The sequence below is a fragment of the Sphingomonas sp. BK235 genome (assembly GCF_004345855.1).
Classification (GTDB): Bacteria; Pseudomonadota; Alphaproteobacteria; order Sphingomonadales; family Sphingomonadaceae; genus Sphingomonas.
The window spans coordinates 155,056-170,393 of the sequence record NZ_SLXN01000003.1 but is presented as its reverse complement, the minus strand read 5'-3'; the positions used below and the strand labels follow the sequence as shown (position 1 = coordinate 170,393).

Here is a 15,338-nt window from a genome sequence, read left to right as displayed (position 1 = left end):
ACCTGTCCGCCCACCGGACACGACGCGCCCGTCCGGGCGGGAGGAGGCGGCACCATCCTCCCGCCCGGTCGCGCCGGACTCAGAATTTCGCGCCGAGCCTGAGCCCGATCGTGCGGGGGGTGATCGGCACCGCATAGGGACGCTGGTAGCAGGAGCCGCATTGCACGAAGCGCGCGATCTGGCCGCGCTCGTCCCACAGATTGCGCGCGAACAGTTCGAGCGTGTACTTGCCCCATTCCGCGCCCAGCGCGAGGTTGGCGGTGGTGTAGGCGGGCAGGCGTCCGATCTCCGCCGCCGGGTTGGCGAGACGACCGGTGCCCGTTTCCAGCACGCGTTGCCGGATATCGGACGCCGCCGAGCTCTGGTGCGCGACCAGCCCCTGCAGATACGCCTTGGCCGCGCCGATCGGCACCGTGTAGCGCACGGTGCCGCTCAGCTTGAAGCGCGGCGTGATCGGCAGCCGTTCTCCCGCCGGCGTGACGACATCCTCGCCGTCGGTATTGAGACAGGTGACCGACCGGCACAGGTCGGTGCGCGTCTTGGCATCGGTATAGGAGCCCGAAGCGGTCAACGACAGCGGGCCGACGCCGAGATTGGCGTCCATCTCGATCCCGCGGATCCGCGCGTCGGGACCGTTCTGGATCACGGTGAAGCTGTTCTCGCCCAGGAACGAGAATTGGAACTGGTCCCAATTCTGCTGATACACCGCGCCGTTGACGCGCAATCGGCCGTCGAGCCAGGTCGTCTTCCAGCCCAGCTCGTAATTGGTGAGGAAGTCCGCGTCATAGTCGCCGACGTCGCCGCGCCGGTTGATCCCGCCGGGGCGGAAGCCCTTCGACCAGGTGGCGTAGAGCAGCAGCAGGTCGGTCGGCTTCCACGTCGCGTTGAAGCGATAGGTGACGCCCTGCCCGTCGGCGCGCTTGGGCACCACCTTGCCGCCCTTGACCACGCCGAGGTTGGTGCAGGGGATAGCGCCGACGTCGTCGTTGGGCAGGAAGGCGGTGGTGTCGCCGCCGTTGCGATAGGCGTCGCGCAGCGTGCCCCCGCCGGCGAGATAACAGCCCGCGACGCCCGTCTGCGAGCTGCCCGCGGCATTGAACGGCGTGGCCGAATAGGGCCGGCCGTCGTCGGGATCGATCCCGGGATTGCGCCCGAAGCCGAAGAAGCCGACGAGCGAATTGTCGTAGATGAAGGCGCGCCCGCCCGCGGTGAGCGTCAGCGTCGGGGTGAGATCGTAGCTCGCCTCGCCGAACACCGCATAATCCTTGTCGACGCGATGCTGGCGGGTGAGCCACAAGGTTCCCGGATAGCCGTTGACCGACACGTCCGGCCCCAGGTTCGGAATCTGATAGTCCTGGAAGATCAGGTTGCTCTGCCGCTGGTAGAAACCGCCCGCGACGATCCGGAACGGCTGGTCGGCGGGCGAGGCGACGCGGAGCTCCTGACTGGTCTTCTTGAAATGGTCACGCCCGATCACGCGCTGGCGCGGGTCGATCGTGTTGCCGGCGGCGTCCTGATAATAGAAATAGCCGGCCAGCCCGCCGACCGAGGAATAGAGCGAGTCATATGCCTCGGAATAATCGGTGTAGTCGGTCGACTGCTCGGCGCGGCGGTCGAGATAGGCGCCGGCGTAGGTGACGTCCCAATTGCCGAGCTGCCCCTCGATCGTCAGCGCCGCCTGGGCGAACCGGTCCTTGCGATATTCCGGGTAGAAATGCTGGAGCTGGAGGTCGCCGACTCTCGGATCGAAGGCGTAGCTGCCGTGGCTGCGCTGCTCCTGGTAGAGCAGCGTCGGCGTCGCGGTCCAATTGTCATCCAGGTCGATCTTCAGCGCGGCGCGCCCGCCATAGGTCTCCGTGTCGTTATAGTCCTTCTCGACGAACTGGTCGTTGTCGACCGTGATGCCGCCGGGCTGCGGCAGGAAGCTGCGCGTGCCCGGCACGTTGTCGATGAAGCCCGCGTCGCGCTGGTAGAAGCCGACGACGCGCAGCGCCGCCCGCTCGCTGATCGGGATGTTGAGCATCCCTTCGGTGGAATAGCCGATCCCGCCCGAATGGACGCTGTTCACTTCGCCGTCGACACGGCCGTAGAAGGCCGCGGTGTCGGGCTTGTTGGTGATGATGCGGATCGTGCCCGCCTCGCTCGACGCGCCGTAGAGCGTGCCCTGTGGCCCGGCGAGGCTCTCGATGCGGGCGACGTCGTAGATGTGGATGTCGAGCGTGCCGCCGATCGTGGTGACGGGCTGCTCGTCGAGATAGGTGCCGACCGAGGGCAGCGACCCCGAATGGTTGCCGTCGCCGCCCGAAGCGACGCCGCGCATGTAGACGGTGGTGACGCCCGGCTGGGTCGACTGAAACGCCACCGACGGCAGCAATTGGGTATATTCGTTGAAGTTCGAGACGTTGAGCTGATCCAGCCGGCGCGTGCCGATGGCCTGGATGCTGATCGGCACGTTCTGGATATTCTCGTCGCGCTTCTGCGCGGTGACGATGATGTCGCCGTCGGTCGTGCTGCTGTTCTGCGGCGCGTCGGTCTGGCCGGTGCCGGACGGCGCGGCGGCGACGGGATCGGGCGGCGTTCCGGTCTGTGCCACCGCGGGAGACGCGATCGCGGCCGACGCGAGAAGCTGCACCAGCATGCGACGCTTGTAGCTCACCACCACAATGCCCCCATTGTTGCGACTATGTGACGACATGCTGCGCTGCGGCGCGCGCAGCGTCAATCGCCGGGCAGTGGTTTCGTGACGATTTATTATCGGCGCGGCGCGTGGCGCGCTTACATCGTCTTGAGCATCTCGACATGGCGCGCGACCGTGGCGGCGAGGCGCCCCGCCGCGGCCTTGAGCGCGGCGGCGGTGCCACCCGCGGCATAGGCCTGATGCAGCGCCACCACGCGACCGTGCGCGGCGCGCTGCTGCGCCAGATAGGTGGCGTCGCGGGCGGCGCCGGTCTCCGCGCGCAGTTCGGCGATCCATTCGGTGTGGAGCGGGGTCAGCGCCGCCGGGGGGACTCGCACCCGGGCGCGCGCCGCCGCGGCGCGCAGCGCAGCGCTGCCGCGCGCGTGGTCCGCCACGATCGCGGTGGCGAACGCGCGCAGCTTCGGGTCGGTGGTCGATTCGAGCACCATCTGGCTGGCGGCGCGCTCGTACAGGTCGGCCGCCCCCGCCGCCTCCAGATAGCGCGCCGGAGTCATCACCTCGGCCGATGCGGTCGACGCCAGCGTCGCGCCCACCAGCACGGCCGCGCCGAGCAGCGTCCTCATCACCCGCCCCCTCACAGCCCGAACGCCGACTTGAGCCGCCCGACCGCGTAGAGCTCGGCGTCATAGGCGCCGCGCACCAGCCGGCCCATCGCGAAGAACTCGTGCGTCACTCCCGCGAAGGTCCGCTGCTGCACCGCGCCGCCCGCGGCGCGGATCGCCTGCGCCAGCGTCTCGCCGTCCGAGCGCAGCGGGTCGATCTGGGCGTTGACGACCGTCACCGGGGGCAGCCCGCGCAGGTCGGCATGGACGAGATCCAGCCGCGGGTCGGCCGCGTCGGCGGGGCTGGCCTGGTAGAAATGCGCGAACCAGTCGAGCGCCGCGCTGCCCAGCGGCGTCGCGGTGAACGAGTCGCGCCGCGACGCCAGCGCGGCGTCGCGGTTGGCGATCGGGTAGACGGCGAGGACATGGACCGGGCGCGGCAGCGCGTGATCGCGCGCGTAGATCGCGGTGGCGACGGCGAGATTGCCCCCCGCGCTCTCGCCCGCCAGCGCGACGCGCGCGGGATCGGCCCCCCAGGCGGCGGCGTTCTGCACTGCCCAGCCATAGGCCGCGGCGGCATCGTCGTGCTGCGCCGGGAAGCGGAACTCGGGCGCGTGGCGATATTCCACCGACACGACGATCGCGTTGAGCTGCTTGGCGAGCAGCCGCGGCGTCGCGTCATAGGCGTTGACGTCGGCGAGCACCCAGCCACCGCCGTGATAATAGACCACCAAGGGAAGCGGCGCCCCCGTCCCCGCCGCGGCCCCGGGCTTGTAGACGCGCGCATATTGCATCGCGTGGGTGCCATAGGCGAGGTCCTGCGTCGTCACGGTCGCGTCGGGCGCGACCGACATGCCCGCTTTGCGAATCGCGGCATGATAAGCGTCGGTCGCCCCGGGCTCGAGCCGGGCCTCCACCGGGGTCAAGGTCTCGATCGCGCGCGCGCCGAGCAGGGGGAGCTGATCGAGCACCGACTTCATGTCGTCGGCCAGCGCGGGCAGCGGGGTCGCCGCCGCGGCGCGCGGGGTCGGGGGGGATCCGTTGAGCGCCGCCGGCGTCTGCGCGCGCGCGCCGCCGCCCAGCGCGAGCGCGGCCACCGCGGCCACGCACCAACCCGTCCTCATGCCATGCCCCCTCTACGCTCACACTCGCCGCCGCGCTCAACCGTCCGACGCTGTCGCCGTTCCGGGCGCTAAACCCAACCCACGTCAGTAATCGCGCGACACGCGCACGTTGGCACTTTGTCGCCCGAGCGTCGAGATCGACGAGAGCAGCGACAGCCAGCGGGTGACCTGAAATTCGACGCGCGTCGCCGAATAGCCCGCCCCATCGGTGATGATCTCGGCATAGACGCGGCGCGTCACGTACTTGCCCGCCGCGATCGAGGTGCCCTGCCCCGTCTGCGGGTCGGCGGGCAGGATGCGCAGCCGGTCGAGCCCGGCGGCGCGGCGCACCGCGTTGATCGGGTTGAGCCCGCCCCCGCCGTCCTGCAGCGCCGCCACCGCGGCGGCGAGCTGGAGCGCCTCGGGCGCGGACAGGTTGGTGATCGAGGTGCCGAACAGCAACCGCGACAGCAGCTCGTCCTGCGGCAGCGCGGGGGTGCTGGTGAAGCTGATCTCGGGCTTGAGCGCGACGCCGGTGACGCGGATCGAGGCGTTGAGCCCGGTGGTGTTAGCACTCGCCTCGATGTCGAGCGCGGGGTTGGCGGGCACCTCGCCGGCGAAGCGGATGATCCCGCGCGACAGCTCGAACTCGCGCCCGGCGAACTCATAGTCGCCGCGCACCAGGTCGGCGCGGCCGGTCAGCGCGGGGTTGGTCGGCGTGCCCGCGATCTGCACGTCCGCGGTCCACTCGCTCGAAAGGCCGAGCCCCGTGACCATCAGCCCGTTGCGCGCGCGCGCGTGGACGTCGAGCCGCCACGGCGCCGGCGCCTCGTCATCGGCATTGTCGCCGCCGGGCACGTTGATCTCGCGCACCGACACCTGCGGCAGCGCGCTCGCCGCGCCGGCCTGGCCGAACTTGTAACGGCTGCTGTCGAGCCGGACGTCGCCGCCGATCACGCCGCCGTCGCCGTCGGAGCGGAAGGTGATCGGGCCGGTGACGGTGGCGCCGATATCGTCGCGGTCGATCAGCACGGCGTGATCGGCATCGACGCGCAGGTCGAGCGCGACCCCGGTCGGGCGCAGGTCGAACCAGCCGCTGCCCACCACCTTGCCGCCACGCCCGGCATCGCCGGTGAAGCGGTCGAGCTGGAGCCGCGTGCCCGCGAACCGCCCGCTCGCGGCCACGTTGGTGATCGAGGTGCCGGTGGTGGCGCTCTGGATCCGCGCGCCCGCGGCACGGACCACCCCGCGCAGCTGGGGCGCCTGGGTGGTGCCGGTGACGTCGGCGGCGAAGGCGACCGGGCCGGTGAGGTCGAACAGCTCGATCCGGGTCAGTCGCCACAAGGTGTCGGCCGGGCCGCTGTAGCGCAGCTGCGCGAACAGCCCGGCGCGCGACAGCCGCTCCATCAGGCTGCCCGTCCCGAGCGGCCGGAGCTGCGCCTGCGCCCGCCCGACGATCCGCCCGCCCGACTGCATCACCACGCGCGCGCCGGCGTGATCCGCGGTCAGTACCGCCGCCAGCCCCATGTCGACCGGGGTCGACGAGGTCACCAGCCCCGATCGCGTCAGGCCGCGTACCGTCACGTCGGCGCGTCCGGTCGGCGCCGCGCCCCCGCGCGCGTCGAGCCGCAGCGTGCCGCTCGCGCTGCCGCCCAGGCCGAGACCGCTGTACCCGATGTCGAGCACCGCGAGGGGGAGGTTGGCCAGCGTGGCGCGGACGCTCGTATCGTCGTCGCCGAGGTGCCCCGACACCTCGGCCGAGCCCCCGGCGAAGCTCAGCCTGGTCGACGCCAGCGTCCAGCCATCGCCCTCGCGACGCAGCACCGCGGGCGTGTCGAGCCGGATCGGGCGCTGGCCGATGCTGCCGCTCGCGCGCACCGTATAGCCGTCGGGCGCGATGGCGGTGACGGTCTGGACGCGGAAGCCGACGCCGCGCGATCCCGCGATCGCGGCGCGGATCTCGCCGCGCTCGCCCGCCAGTGTCACGCCGCCGTCGAAGCGCGACACCGACAGCGCGCCGTGGCGCAGCCCCGCGCCACGCGCGGTGGCATCGAGCTTGGTGCCGGCGGGATCGAGCAGGGTCGTGAACTGGAGCTGCGCCTGTCGCACCGCCGCGACGGTGCCGATCCGCGCGTTGCGCGCCTGGAGCTGCGCCGCGATACTTTGCACCTGCCCCACCGGCGCCAGATCGAGCGCGCCGCTCCACCCGCCGCCGTTGACCGCGAGGCGACCGCGGAAGCCGCCGCCGACGATGTCGAGCGCGCCGGTCGCGCGCGTGCCGCTCACGTCGAGCCGATCGACCAGGATGCGCGACTGCCCCCCGCCGGGCGGCAGGACGATCTGGCCCGCCCCCGCGAACGCGCCCAGCCGCGACTCGCCCGCCGCGGTGAAGGCGAAGCCCTGCGCGCTGGGATCGAGATGCGCGCGCACCGCCGCCAACCCCAGCGTCGCGTTGGGGCGCGCGAACACGAGGTCGAGCGTCGGCCGCTCGATCCGCCCGTCGAGCCGCAGCGTCACCGGGCCATAGCTGCCCTGCGTCCCCGCGCCCTCGAAGAAGAACGTGCCGTCGCGCCGCCGATAGCCGTTGCCCGCCAGCCGCAGCGTCGGCGCGGTGAGCACGAGGCGGGTGAGATGGAGGATGCCGTCGGGGGTGCGCTCCAGCTCGCTCTCGATCCGCGGCAGCCCGCCGGTGAGCGACCGGAAGAAGTCGTTGTCGAGCCGCAGCACGCGCGCGGTGCCGCGGCCGATCACGCGCGTCCCGCGGCCATTGGGGCCGGGCACCGCCTGCAAGCGCGAATCGACCTGCACCAGGCCGATGCCCGGGATGAGATAGCGCCCGAGCCCGCCGCTCAGCGCGACGTCGTAGCGCCCGGTGCGCAGGTCGAGCCGCAGCCCGATCTCGCCCGCGAGCTGGTCCGAGCGCAGGCGCAGCCGCTCGCCGGTCACCTGGGTTGCGGTGACCTTGAGCACGCCGGCGACCGCGAGGTTGCGCAGGATCCCGCCCGCGACGTCCCCCACCCCGGTCACGCGTGCCGCGGTGAAGCGTACCGGGACCGCGACGGGCGCGTTCGACCAGCGCCCGCGCCCGGCGGCTCGGGCCTGTTCGAACCCGGTGTCGTCGAACGCGAAGCGCTCCGCGCTGAGGCGATAGTCGAAGCTGGCGGTGCGGAAGTTGCCGTCGAGGATCGCGCGCAGCCGCATGTCGCGCGCGGTCATGTTGCGGAACAAGGCGGCGGGGCGGAGCAGCCGCGCGGTCACCCGAACGTTGCGGAAGGCGCTGGCCGCGAGGTCGACCATCCCCTCCGCGTGCGCCGCCAGCGCGGGCGAGCGCAGCGACACGGCGCCGTCGAGCCGGCGGTGGGCGAAGCTGGCGCTGCCGTCCACCGCGACGCGCGGCGCGGTCAGCGACTGGAGCTTGCCCTTGGTCACCGCGCTGGGCGCGACCGTGCCGATCAGCCGATACTGGCCGGCACGATTGGCGAGCGCGAGGTCGATCACGCGCGTCGCGCCGACCTGCGCCACCGCGCGCCCGTCCCAGCGGCGCCAGTCGCCGTCACCCGCCAGATCGAGCGCGACCGCGCGGTTGAGCCCGGTCAGTCGCGCGAGCACCCCGCGCGCGCTGCCGCGGGCGCGGGCGGCGAGATCGAAGCGACCCGCGTCGGGGCGCGAGTCGAGCCGCACGACGAGCGAGTCGCTCCCCTGGATCAGCGCGGTGAGATCGACCAGGGCGTGACCGTCGCGGATGTCCGCGCGCGCGTCGATCCGGCCGTAGCGGATCGTCCCCGTGACGCGCGGCGCGACGATCAGACGCCCGACCGACAGGCGCCCGATCGCGATGTCGAACTTGGGCAGCAGCGGCCCGCTGCGCCCGGTGTCGCGCGGCTGCGGCAATTTGGCGAAGGTGGCGACGGGGATGTCGAGTGCGGTGATGTCGAGCCGGTTGTGCCACCAGGCGAGCGGCGACCAGTCGAGCCGCGCGCGGGGCACCGCCAGCACCAGCCCCTGCGGGTCGTAGAGCCGCACGTCGATCAGCTCGGCGCGCCCGTACAGCGAGCCGTCGATCCGCCCGACACGGAAGCGCAGGCCATTGTCGGGGCGCAAGCCGTTGACCCGGTCGGCGACGAAGCGATGTCCCACCCCGGTGTCGAGCACGAACACGACCAGCAGCGCGAGCGCGAGCAGCGCCGCGACGATGAGCCCCGCGACCCGCGCCACCCGCCTCAAAACGCTTGCCCCAGCGAGACATAGACCGCGAGGCGGCTGTCGCCCGGCTGCGGGTTGATCGGGGTGCCGACGTCGACGCGGATCGGACCGAAGTTCGAGTAATAGCGCACGCCGATGCCGGCGCCGTAGCGGAAGCCGGTGAGGTCGGGCAGCCCGCCGGTGTAGATGTTGCCGCCGTCGAAGAAGGGCACCACGCCGAAATTGCCGAACGCCTTGATGCGCGCCTCGACCGCGAACTCGGCGAGGCTGCGGCCGCCGATCGGGTCGTTGTTGGGATCGCGCGGGCCGATCGACTGGAAGCCATAGCCGCGCACCGAGGCGCCGCCGCCCGCGTAGAAGCGCCGCGACGGCGCGATCTGGTCGCGCGGCGCGCCCAGGATCGTGCCCGCGCGCACCCGCCCTGCCAGGACGGTGCCGCGCGCCACCGGCTGATAGGCGCTGGCGTCGAGCTGGACGCGCGTATAGCCGAACGCGCTCCCCTGGAGCGACAGCTCGGGACTGGCGCGCCCCGCCAGCCGGAAGCCGCGCGTTGGGTTGAGCAGATCGTCCGACCCGTCATAGCCGAGGCTGGTCGGCAGCGCGCCGATCAGGAAGGTGCGCCGCCGCGGCTCGCCGGTGGCAAGGATCACGTCGCGCTCGTCCGACGCGACCAGCTCGGCGCCGAGCGACCAGGTCCAGGTCTTCTGAAAGAAGATGTTGGTCTGGCGCTCGAGCGCGGCGGACAGCGACAGCGTATTGGCCTCGAACGCGTCGCGCAGCAGGTGCGCGGCCGAGAATTGCGCGGTCAGCACCCGGTCGCGTGCGTGGAAGTTGTTGCGGCGATAGGTGATCTGGCCGAGCTGCTCGCGCGTGCCCGCGACCCCGCGCAGCGTCACCGCCCCCTCGGGCGGCAGCAGGTTGCGGTGGGTCCAGCTGATCTCCGACCGCGCGCCCTCGCCCGTGCCATAGCCCAGCTCGACCGCGACGGTGCGCGGCGGCGCGGGTTCGAGCCGTACCGCGACATCGACCACCGACGGGTCCGCCCCCGGGACCGCGCGCACGTCCGCGGTGGAGACCAGCCCGGTCTGGACCAGCGCGCGGCGCAGGTCATCGAGCTGCGACGCCTCGTAGGAATCGCCGGTCCTGAACCGGGCGATGTCGGCGACGTGCGCGGCGTCGAACACGCGATTGTCGGGGTTGGCGGTGATCCGGCCGAAGCGCCGTGCGGTGCCGGGCGCGACCTCCACCGCCAGCGTCGCGGTCTGCGCGCTGCGGTCGACCACCACCTGCGGGTCGCCGATCCGCGCGAAGGCGAAGCCCTCCTCGCCCGCGCGGGTGCGCAGGTTCGCCTCCGCCGCGGCGACCGCGTCGCTGTTAACGGGATCTTCGGGACGGACGCCGAAGGCATCGCGCAGCGCCTGCGCCTTGGTCCCCGCCGCCTCGACCCCGGCGAGTGTCACCCCGGCGAAGCGGTACAGGCTGCCCGGCGCGGCGACGAGCACCACCACCGGGCGCTTCTCGGCGCGCTCGAACCGCGTCGCCACCGAGGCGTCGTAATATCCCTCGCCCTTGAGGAGGGTGAGCAGCAGCTCGGCGTCCTGACGCGCGCGCCGGTCGAGCTGCGCGGGATTGGCCTCCTTGCCGTCATTGCCCGCGAGCACCGACAGCTCCTGGAAGCGTTGGCGCAGCAGCGGGGTGCCCGCGGCGTCGAGCCCGTCGATCCGCCAGGCGTAGCGCGTGGTCGCACCGATCTGCGCGCGCTCGGCGACGGGCGCGGCCGGCGCGGCCGACAGGTCGGGCCAGTCGACCCCGATGTCGGGCAGCGGCGCCAGCGGTGCGGTGGGATCGACCTCGTCGAGCGGGGCGGTCGGATCGGCGGGCACGGCGACGCTCCCCGCGGGCGCCTGCTGCGCGCGCGCGGGCACCGCTCCTGTCATCACGCCGACCACGGCGCAGACCAGCGCGCCGCGCCGCCCCACGTCCGGCCTCATCGCGCCGGTCTAGCGGCGCTATCGAGAGAGAAGAAGGGGGGAAAACCTAACAGCGCCGATCCGGGACGCGCCTGCGGCACGGTCGGTCGCGACTGGCGCGGGCGTCACCGGCGTGGCAGAGCGACGCGATGCCTCCTTCCCGCTCCCCGCTCGCTGGCGGTTTCCCGATCGCCGCGCTGATCCTCGGCGGCACGATCCTCGGCCTGGTCGCCGGCCAGCCGACGATCGGCTTCCTCGCCGGCCTCGCGCTGGGGGTGGCCATCGCTCTGTGGGTGTGGTGGCGCGACCGGCGTTAGGCTCGCGCCGGAACGGCGGCACGACCGTCTTCCTCTGCTTGAAGGTGTCGATCCAAGCTCGCCGCACTCCGGCGTGCGCGGAAGCTCTGCGAAACCCTCGTCATCCCGGCCTCGAGCCGGGATCCATGGTGCCGCGAGAGCTGAGGATGTTTCTCTCGCGGAGGGATGGATCCCGGCTCAAGGCCGGGATGACGGCGTTCTCGCAATCTCGCAGAAGTTGCGCGTGCGCACGAGGCCGGTGCGCTGGAAGAGCGACGGACCGCGCGACGAGGCGCGTTACCGCCCGCCCCCGGTGATGGACCTACCCGGAACAGCGATTCCATGACCAAATCGCGACGCCGTAACGAAAACGTCGCGAAAACGACGCGGCGTTTACATCGAGCCCCCCTAGCGGCCCGCGCCGAGACGGCACTCATGCCGCTTTAGGGGTAATCGATCATGCTATCCTATGTCGGCCTGCTGCGGGCGTCGGCCGCGCTCGTCACCATCGCCGCGTTGTCCGGGACCGCGAGCGCACAGACCGTTGCGCCAGCCGCTGCCGCCACGCAGGCGAGCGACTCCGCCGCCGACCAGCCCGGCGAGGACATCGTCGTCAACGGCACCTATGCGCGCAGCATCGACGCCGCGGTCGAGACCAAGCGCCGCGCCGCCTATGGCGTCGACTCGATCAGCTCGACCGACATCGGCAAGTTCCCGACGCAGAACGTCGCCGAGGCGCTCCAGCTGATCCCCGGCGTCGCGATCACGCGCCCGCGCGGCGAGGGGCTGTACGTCAGCGTCCGCGGGCTCGGGCCGCAGTTCCAGAATACGCTGATGAACGGGCGCACCGTCGCGCTCAACGACCTGATCGAGAACGGCGGCGCCAACGGCCGCCAGTTCCGCTTCGAGATGCTGCCGGCCGAGTTCACCTCGCGCATCGACGTGGTGAAGACGCCCACCGCCGACATGAGCGAGGGCGCGCTGGGCGGCAATATCGATGTCACCACCTTCCGCCCGCTCGAGGTGGGCAACAAGACCACGCTCAACCTGCGCGGCACCTACACGACCCAGGCCGACAAGGTGCGTCCCAACGCGACGCTGCTGACCAGCGCGACCACCGACGACGGCACCTTCGGCCTGCTCGCGGGGGCGCAATATTGGGCCAAGTCGGTGCGCAATGACCGCTTCATGGGGTTCGGCTGGATCGCCGACCGCTATGCCACCACCGCGACGGGAGGGCTGCCCAAGGGGCTCTACTCGCCGACACGCACGCGGCCGACGGTGGAGACCGAGGATCGCGAGCGCGTGTCGGGGATGATCTCGGCGCAGTGGCGCCCGACGAGCGACCTGGAGACGATCCTCGACGTCGTCGCGACCCGGCTCGACGTCGCCTATGACGAGTTCGGCCTCGACATCTATCCGGACGATGGCAAGGGCACCTACAATCCTGCGGGGTCGTCGGTCGTCCCCGGCTCGGTCGTCACCGACGGCGACACGATCACCAAGGCGACGATCAACAACGTCCGCTTCATGGCGTCGCGCGAATACAGCCTCAACCGCCACGACCTGCTGACGGTGGGGCTCAAGCAGCGCTGGAACCCCGATCGCTGGCATCTCTCGGCCGACGTCAACTGGTCGGCGGCGCACAGCTATCACCCCGACTATCGCGAGGGCACGGTGCGCAGCCGCGCGATCGTCATCGCGCCGCTCAGCTATGACGCGACCGGCGGCTACAAGGTGCTGCCCGGCCTCACCACGCCGGTCGATGTGACCGACCCGGCCAAATACAGCCTCTACACCTTCAACATCGCGCCCAAGGACAGCAAGGACTGGGATCTCTACACGCGCGCCGACGTCGCGCGCGACCTCGACGGCTTCGTCTCCAAGCTGGCCGCCGGCGGCGAGTATCACCGGCGCCGCCGCGACTATTTCCGCCGCGACTTCCTGGTCAACCCGCCCGCCGGCACGCCGCTGAGCGTGCTCGGCAGCGGCGCCTATGAGCAGCTGCCGTTCGACGACTTCCTCAAGGGCGTCCCCGGCAACACGCCGCGCCGCTTCCTCGTGCCGGTGACGAGCGCCTATCTCGACGCCTTCTTCACGCCATCGGTGGCGAACGCGCCGCTGTCGCTCTCCGACCGGCGCTCGAGCTTCACCGTCACCGAGCGGATCGCGGGCGGCTATGTCCGCGCCGACTATCAGTTCCCGCTCGGCGCGGTGGCGGTGAGCGGCAATGTCGGCGTGCGCTACGTCCACACCGACCAGGTGGCGAGCGGCACGCTCACCGCGGGCTCGGTCGCGACCCCGGCGAGCTTTCCGAAGACGTTCAACAACTGGCTGCCCAGCTTCAACCTGCGCGCCGATCTCACCACCAAGCTGGTCGGCCGCCTCGCCGCCAGCCGCGTGCTGACGCGCCCCAACGTCACCGACGTCGCGCCGCGCATCACCGTCTCGACCGACGCGCCCACCGCGAGCGGCGGCAACCCGCAGCTGGTACCCTTCCTGGCGACCCAGTTCGACGGCTCGCTCGAATGGTATTTCGCGCCCTCGGGGCTGCTGTCGGGCGCGGTCTTCTACAAGGCGCTGGACGATTACATCACGCAGAACAACGTCGACATCACGATCCCCGGCCGCGGCAACGTCCGTCTGTCCACGCAGATCAACGGCGGCGACGCCAAGGTCTATGGCGCCGAGTTCGCCTACAGCCAGGTGTTCACCTTCCTGCCCAAGCCGCTAGACGGGCTGGGCGTGCAGGCCTCGTACACGCACACCTCGGTGCAGGCGGACTATAAGGCGGGCGACCGCGCGATCCGCGACCAGTTGATCGGCCTGTCGAAGAACAGCTTCAACCTGGTCGGCTTCTACGACATGGGGCCGGTGTCGACGCGGCTCTCCTACGTGTGGCGCGACCGCTATCTCAACGGCACCGGCAGCACGGTGCAGGCGCCGAGCTATGTCGCGCCGTTCGGCTCGCTTGACGGCAATTTCTCGATCAAGGTGACGCCGCAGCTGACGCTCAGCCTGGAGGGGATCAACCTCGCCGGCGCGCGGCAGAACACGTACAACGACAAGGAGCTGCGCTTCGGCGAGGTGAATTACTACGGGCGCACGATCCTGTTCGGCGCGCGCGCGGAGTTCTGACCGCGAGAGGGGCGGGTCGCGACGGCCCGCCCTCTCCCCTGTGGCGTAAGGAGGCGGGCGGTCGCCGATCCGCCGCCTCAGGCGTGGGCGGTGATCCACTCCTCCACCACCGGCGCGATCCGCCCGCGCCACTTCGACCCGTTGAAGATGCCGTAATGGCCGACGCCCTCGGCCATATAATAGCGCTTGTGCTCCTCGGGCAGCGACGTGGCGCAGGTCAGCGCCGCTTTGGTCTGCCCCAGCCCCGAGATATCGTCGCGCTCGCCCTCGATCGCGAGCAGCCCGACGTCGGTGATCGCGCCGAGATCGACCGGGCGGCCGCGGTGCGTCATCGTGCCGCGCGGCAGCGCGTGCGTCTGGAACACGGTGTCGATCGTCTGGAGGTAGAATTCCGCGGTCATGTCGCAGACCGAGCGATATTCGTCGTAGAAGCGCTTGGTCGCGTCGGCGCTCTCGCCGTCGCCGGTGACCAGATGTTTGAACAGCTCGTAATGGCTCATCATGTGGTTGCCGAGGTTCATCGTCATGAAACCGCCGAGCTGGAGGAAGCCCGGGTACACGCGCCGCCCCGCGCCGGGATAGAGCATCGGCACGGTGGCGATCACGTTCTGCTCGAACCAGGCGAAGGGCCGCTCGGTGGCGAGCGTGTTCACCGCGGTGGGCGCCTCGCGCGTGTCGATCGGGCCGCCCATCATCGTCAGCGTGCGCGGGCGGCACGGGTTGGCGTCCGCGCTCATCAGCGCGGTCGCGGCGAGGCAGGGCACCGAGGGCTGGCACACCGCCAGCATGTGCGCACCACGCGGGCCGTCGCCCGCACCGGCGTCGGGGCCGATCGCCTCGAGGAAAGAGATCAGATAATCGATGTAATCGTCGAGATCGAACTGCCCGTCGGTGAGCGGCACCAGCTTCGCGTCGCGCCAGTCGGTGATGTACACGTCGGCGAAGGGCAGCATCCGCTCCACCGTGCCGCGCAGCAAAGTGGCGAAATGGCCCGACATCGGCGCCGCGATCAGCAGCCGCGGGCCGCCCTCGACGCCCTCGCGGCGGAAGCGCTTGAGCTGGCCGAACGGTCGCTGGAGCACGATCTCCTCGGTCACCGCCACCTCGCGCCCGTCGACGATCGTCGTGTCGAGCGCGAAGGCGGGCTTGCCGCGCGAGGCGGAGGCGTGCGCGAACACCTCGAGCGCGCTCGCCATCACCGGCCCACCGCCGAGATAGGCGAACGGGTTCGACGGGTTGTTGAGCCAATTGGCCCCCACCGTCGCCATCGCGCTCGCCGAGGCGAGCCACGACCGCTGCCATTCATACGCGTCGTAGAGCATCCGCTTCCTTCCGCCCGTGATATGGGCAATGATCGGTCGTAATACAAAACCTACCAACAGGTAACG

8 protein-coding genes are annotated in these 15,338 nt (G+C 71.2%); 2 read left to right on the top strand and 6 right to left on the bottom strand.

The genetic code is table 11. The annotated features are described in order from the left end of the window. Positions 1-79 precede the first annotated feature (79 nt). From EV292_RS09750 to EV292_RS09730, 5 genes are all read right to left on the bottom strand, one after another. Positions 80-2,695: a TonB-dependent receptor gene (locus EV292_RS09750; RefSeq protein ID WP_243693701.1), complete on the bottom strand. Its 2,616-nt coding sequence runs from the start codon at positions 2,693-2,695 to the stop codon at positions 80-82. Between the two features lie 80 nt (positions 2,696-2,775). Next, a complete protein-coding gene (locus EV292_RS09745) occupies positions 2,776-3,261 on the bottom strand; it encodes a DUF4142 domain-containing protein (protein WP_132909016.1) in 486 nt (161 codons plus the stop codon). Positions 3,262-3,272: 11 nt separating this feature from the next. Further along, the gene (locus EV292_RS09740) at positions 3,273-4,364 is read right to left on the bottom strand and encodes an alpha/beta hydrolase (protein ID WP_132909015.1); all 1,092 of its coding nucleotides are present in this window, start codon (positions 4,362-4,364) and stop codon (positions 3,273-3,275) included. A gap of 84 nt (positions 4,365-4,448) precedes the next feature. After that, on the bottom strand, positions 4,449-8,558 hold the full coding sequence (locus EV292_RS09735; protein ID WP_132909014.1) for a translocation/assembly module TamB: 4,110 nt from the start codon (positions 8,556-8,558) through the stop codon (positions 4,449-4,451). A gap of 5 nt (positions 8,559-8,563) precedes the next feature. Beyond that, positions 8,564-10,537: an autotransporter assembly complex family protein gene (locus EV292_RS09730; RefSeq protein ID WP_132909013.1), complete on the bottom strand. Its 1,974-nt coding sequence runs from the start codon at positions 10,535-10,537 to the stop codon at positions 8,564-8,566. Between the two features lie 128 nt (positions 10,538-10,665). Here EV292_RS09730 and EV292_RS22605 point away from each other — a divergent pair, with 128 nt between their 5' ends. Together EV292_RS22605 and EV292_RS09725 are read left to right on the top strand one after the other, a co-directional pair. Continuing rightward, positions 10,666-10,833, top strand: coding sequence for a hypothetical protein (locus EV292_RS22605; protein ID WP_165927072.1), 168 nt, complete (start codon positions 10,666-10,668; stop codon positions 10,831-10,833). A gap of 438 nt (positions 10,834-11,271) precedes the next feature. Then, positions 11,272-13,950 (top strand): TonB-dependent receptor, encoded by a 2,679-nt coding sequence (locus EV292_RS09725; protein WP_207913394.1) that lies wholly within the window; start codon positions 11,272-11,274, stop codon positions 13,948-13,950. 77 nt (positions 13,951-14,027) lie between these two features. Here EV292_RS09725 and phaZ read toward each other — a convergent pair whose 3' ends face one another. Then, the gene (gene phaZ / locus EV292_RS09720) at positions 14,028-15,272 is read right to left on the bottom strand and encodes a polyhydroxyalkanoate depolymerase (RefSeq protein ID WP_132909012.1); all 1,245 of its coding nucleotides are present in this window, start codon (positions 15,270-15,272) and stop codon (positions 14,028-14,030) included. Between the last annotated feature and the right edge of the window lie 66 nt (positions 15,273-15,338).

Excerpts from the sequence above, each read along its gene's own strand:
- phaZ (WP_132909012.1), bottom strand. The coding sequence starts at position 15,272 with ATGCTCTACGACGCGTATGAATGGCAGCGGTCGTGGCTCGCCTCGGCG.
- EV292_RS09730 (WP_132909013.1), bottom strand. The coding sequence starts at position 10,537 with ATGAGGCCGGACGTGGGGCGGCGCGGCGCGCTGGTCTGCGCCGTGGTC.
- EV292_RS09745 (WP_132909016.1), bottom strand. The coding sequence starts at position 3,261 with ATGAGGACGCTGCTCGGCGCGGCCGTGCTGGTGGGCGCGACGCTGGCG.
- EV292_RS09750 (WP_243693701.1), bottom strand. The coding sequence starts at position 2,695 with ATGTCGTCACATAGTCGCAACAATGGGGGCATTGTGGTGGTGAGCTAC.
- EV292_RS22605 (WP_165927072.1), top strand. The coding sequence starts at position 10,666 with ATGCCTCCTTCCCGCTCCCCGCTCGCTGGCGGTTTCCCGATCGCCGCG.
- EV292_RS09740 (WP_132909015.1), bottom strand. The coding sequence starts at position 4,364 with ATGAGGACGGGTTGGTGCGTGGCCGCGGTGGCCGCGCTCGCGCTGGGC.
- EV292_RS09725 (WP_207913394.1), top strand. The coding sequence starts at position 11,272 with ATGCTATCCTATGTCGGCCTGCTGCGGGCGTCGGCCGCGCTCGTCACC.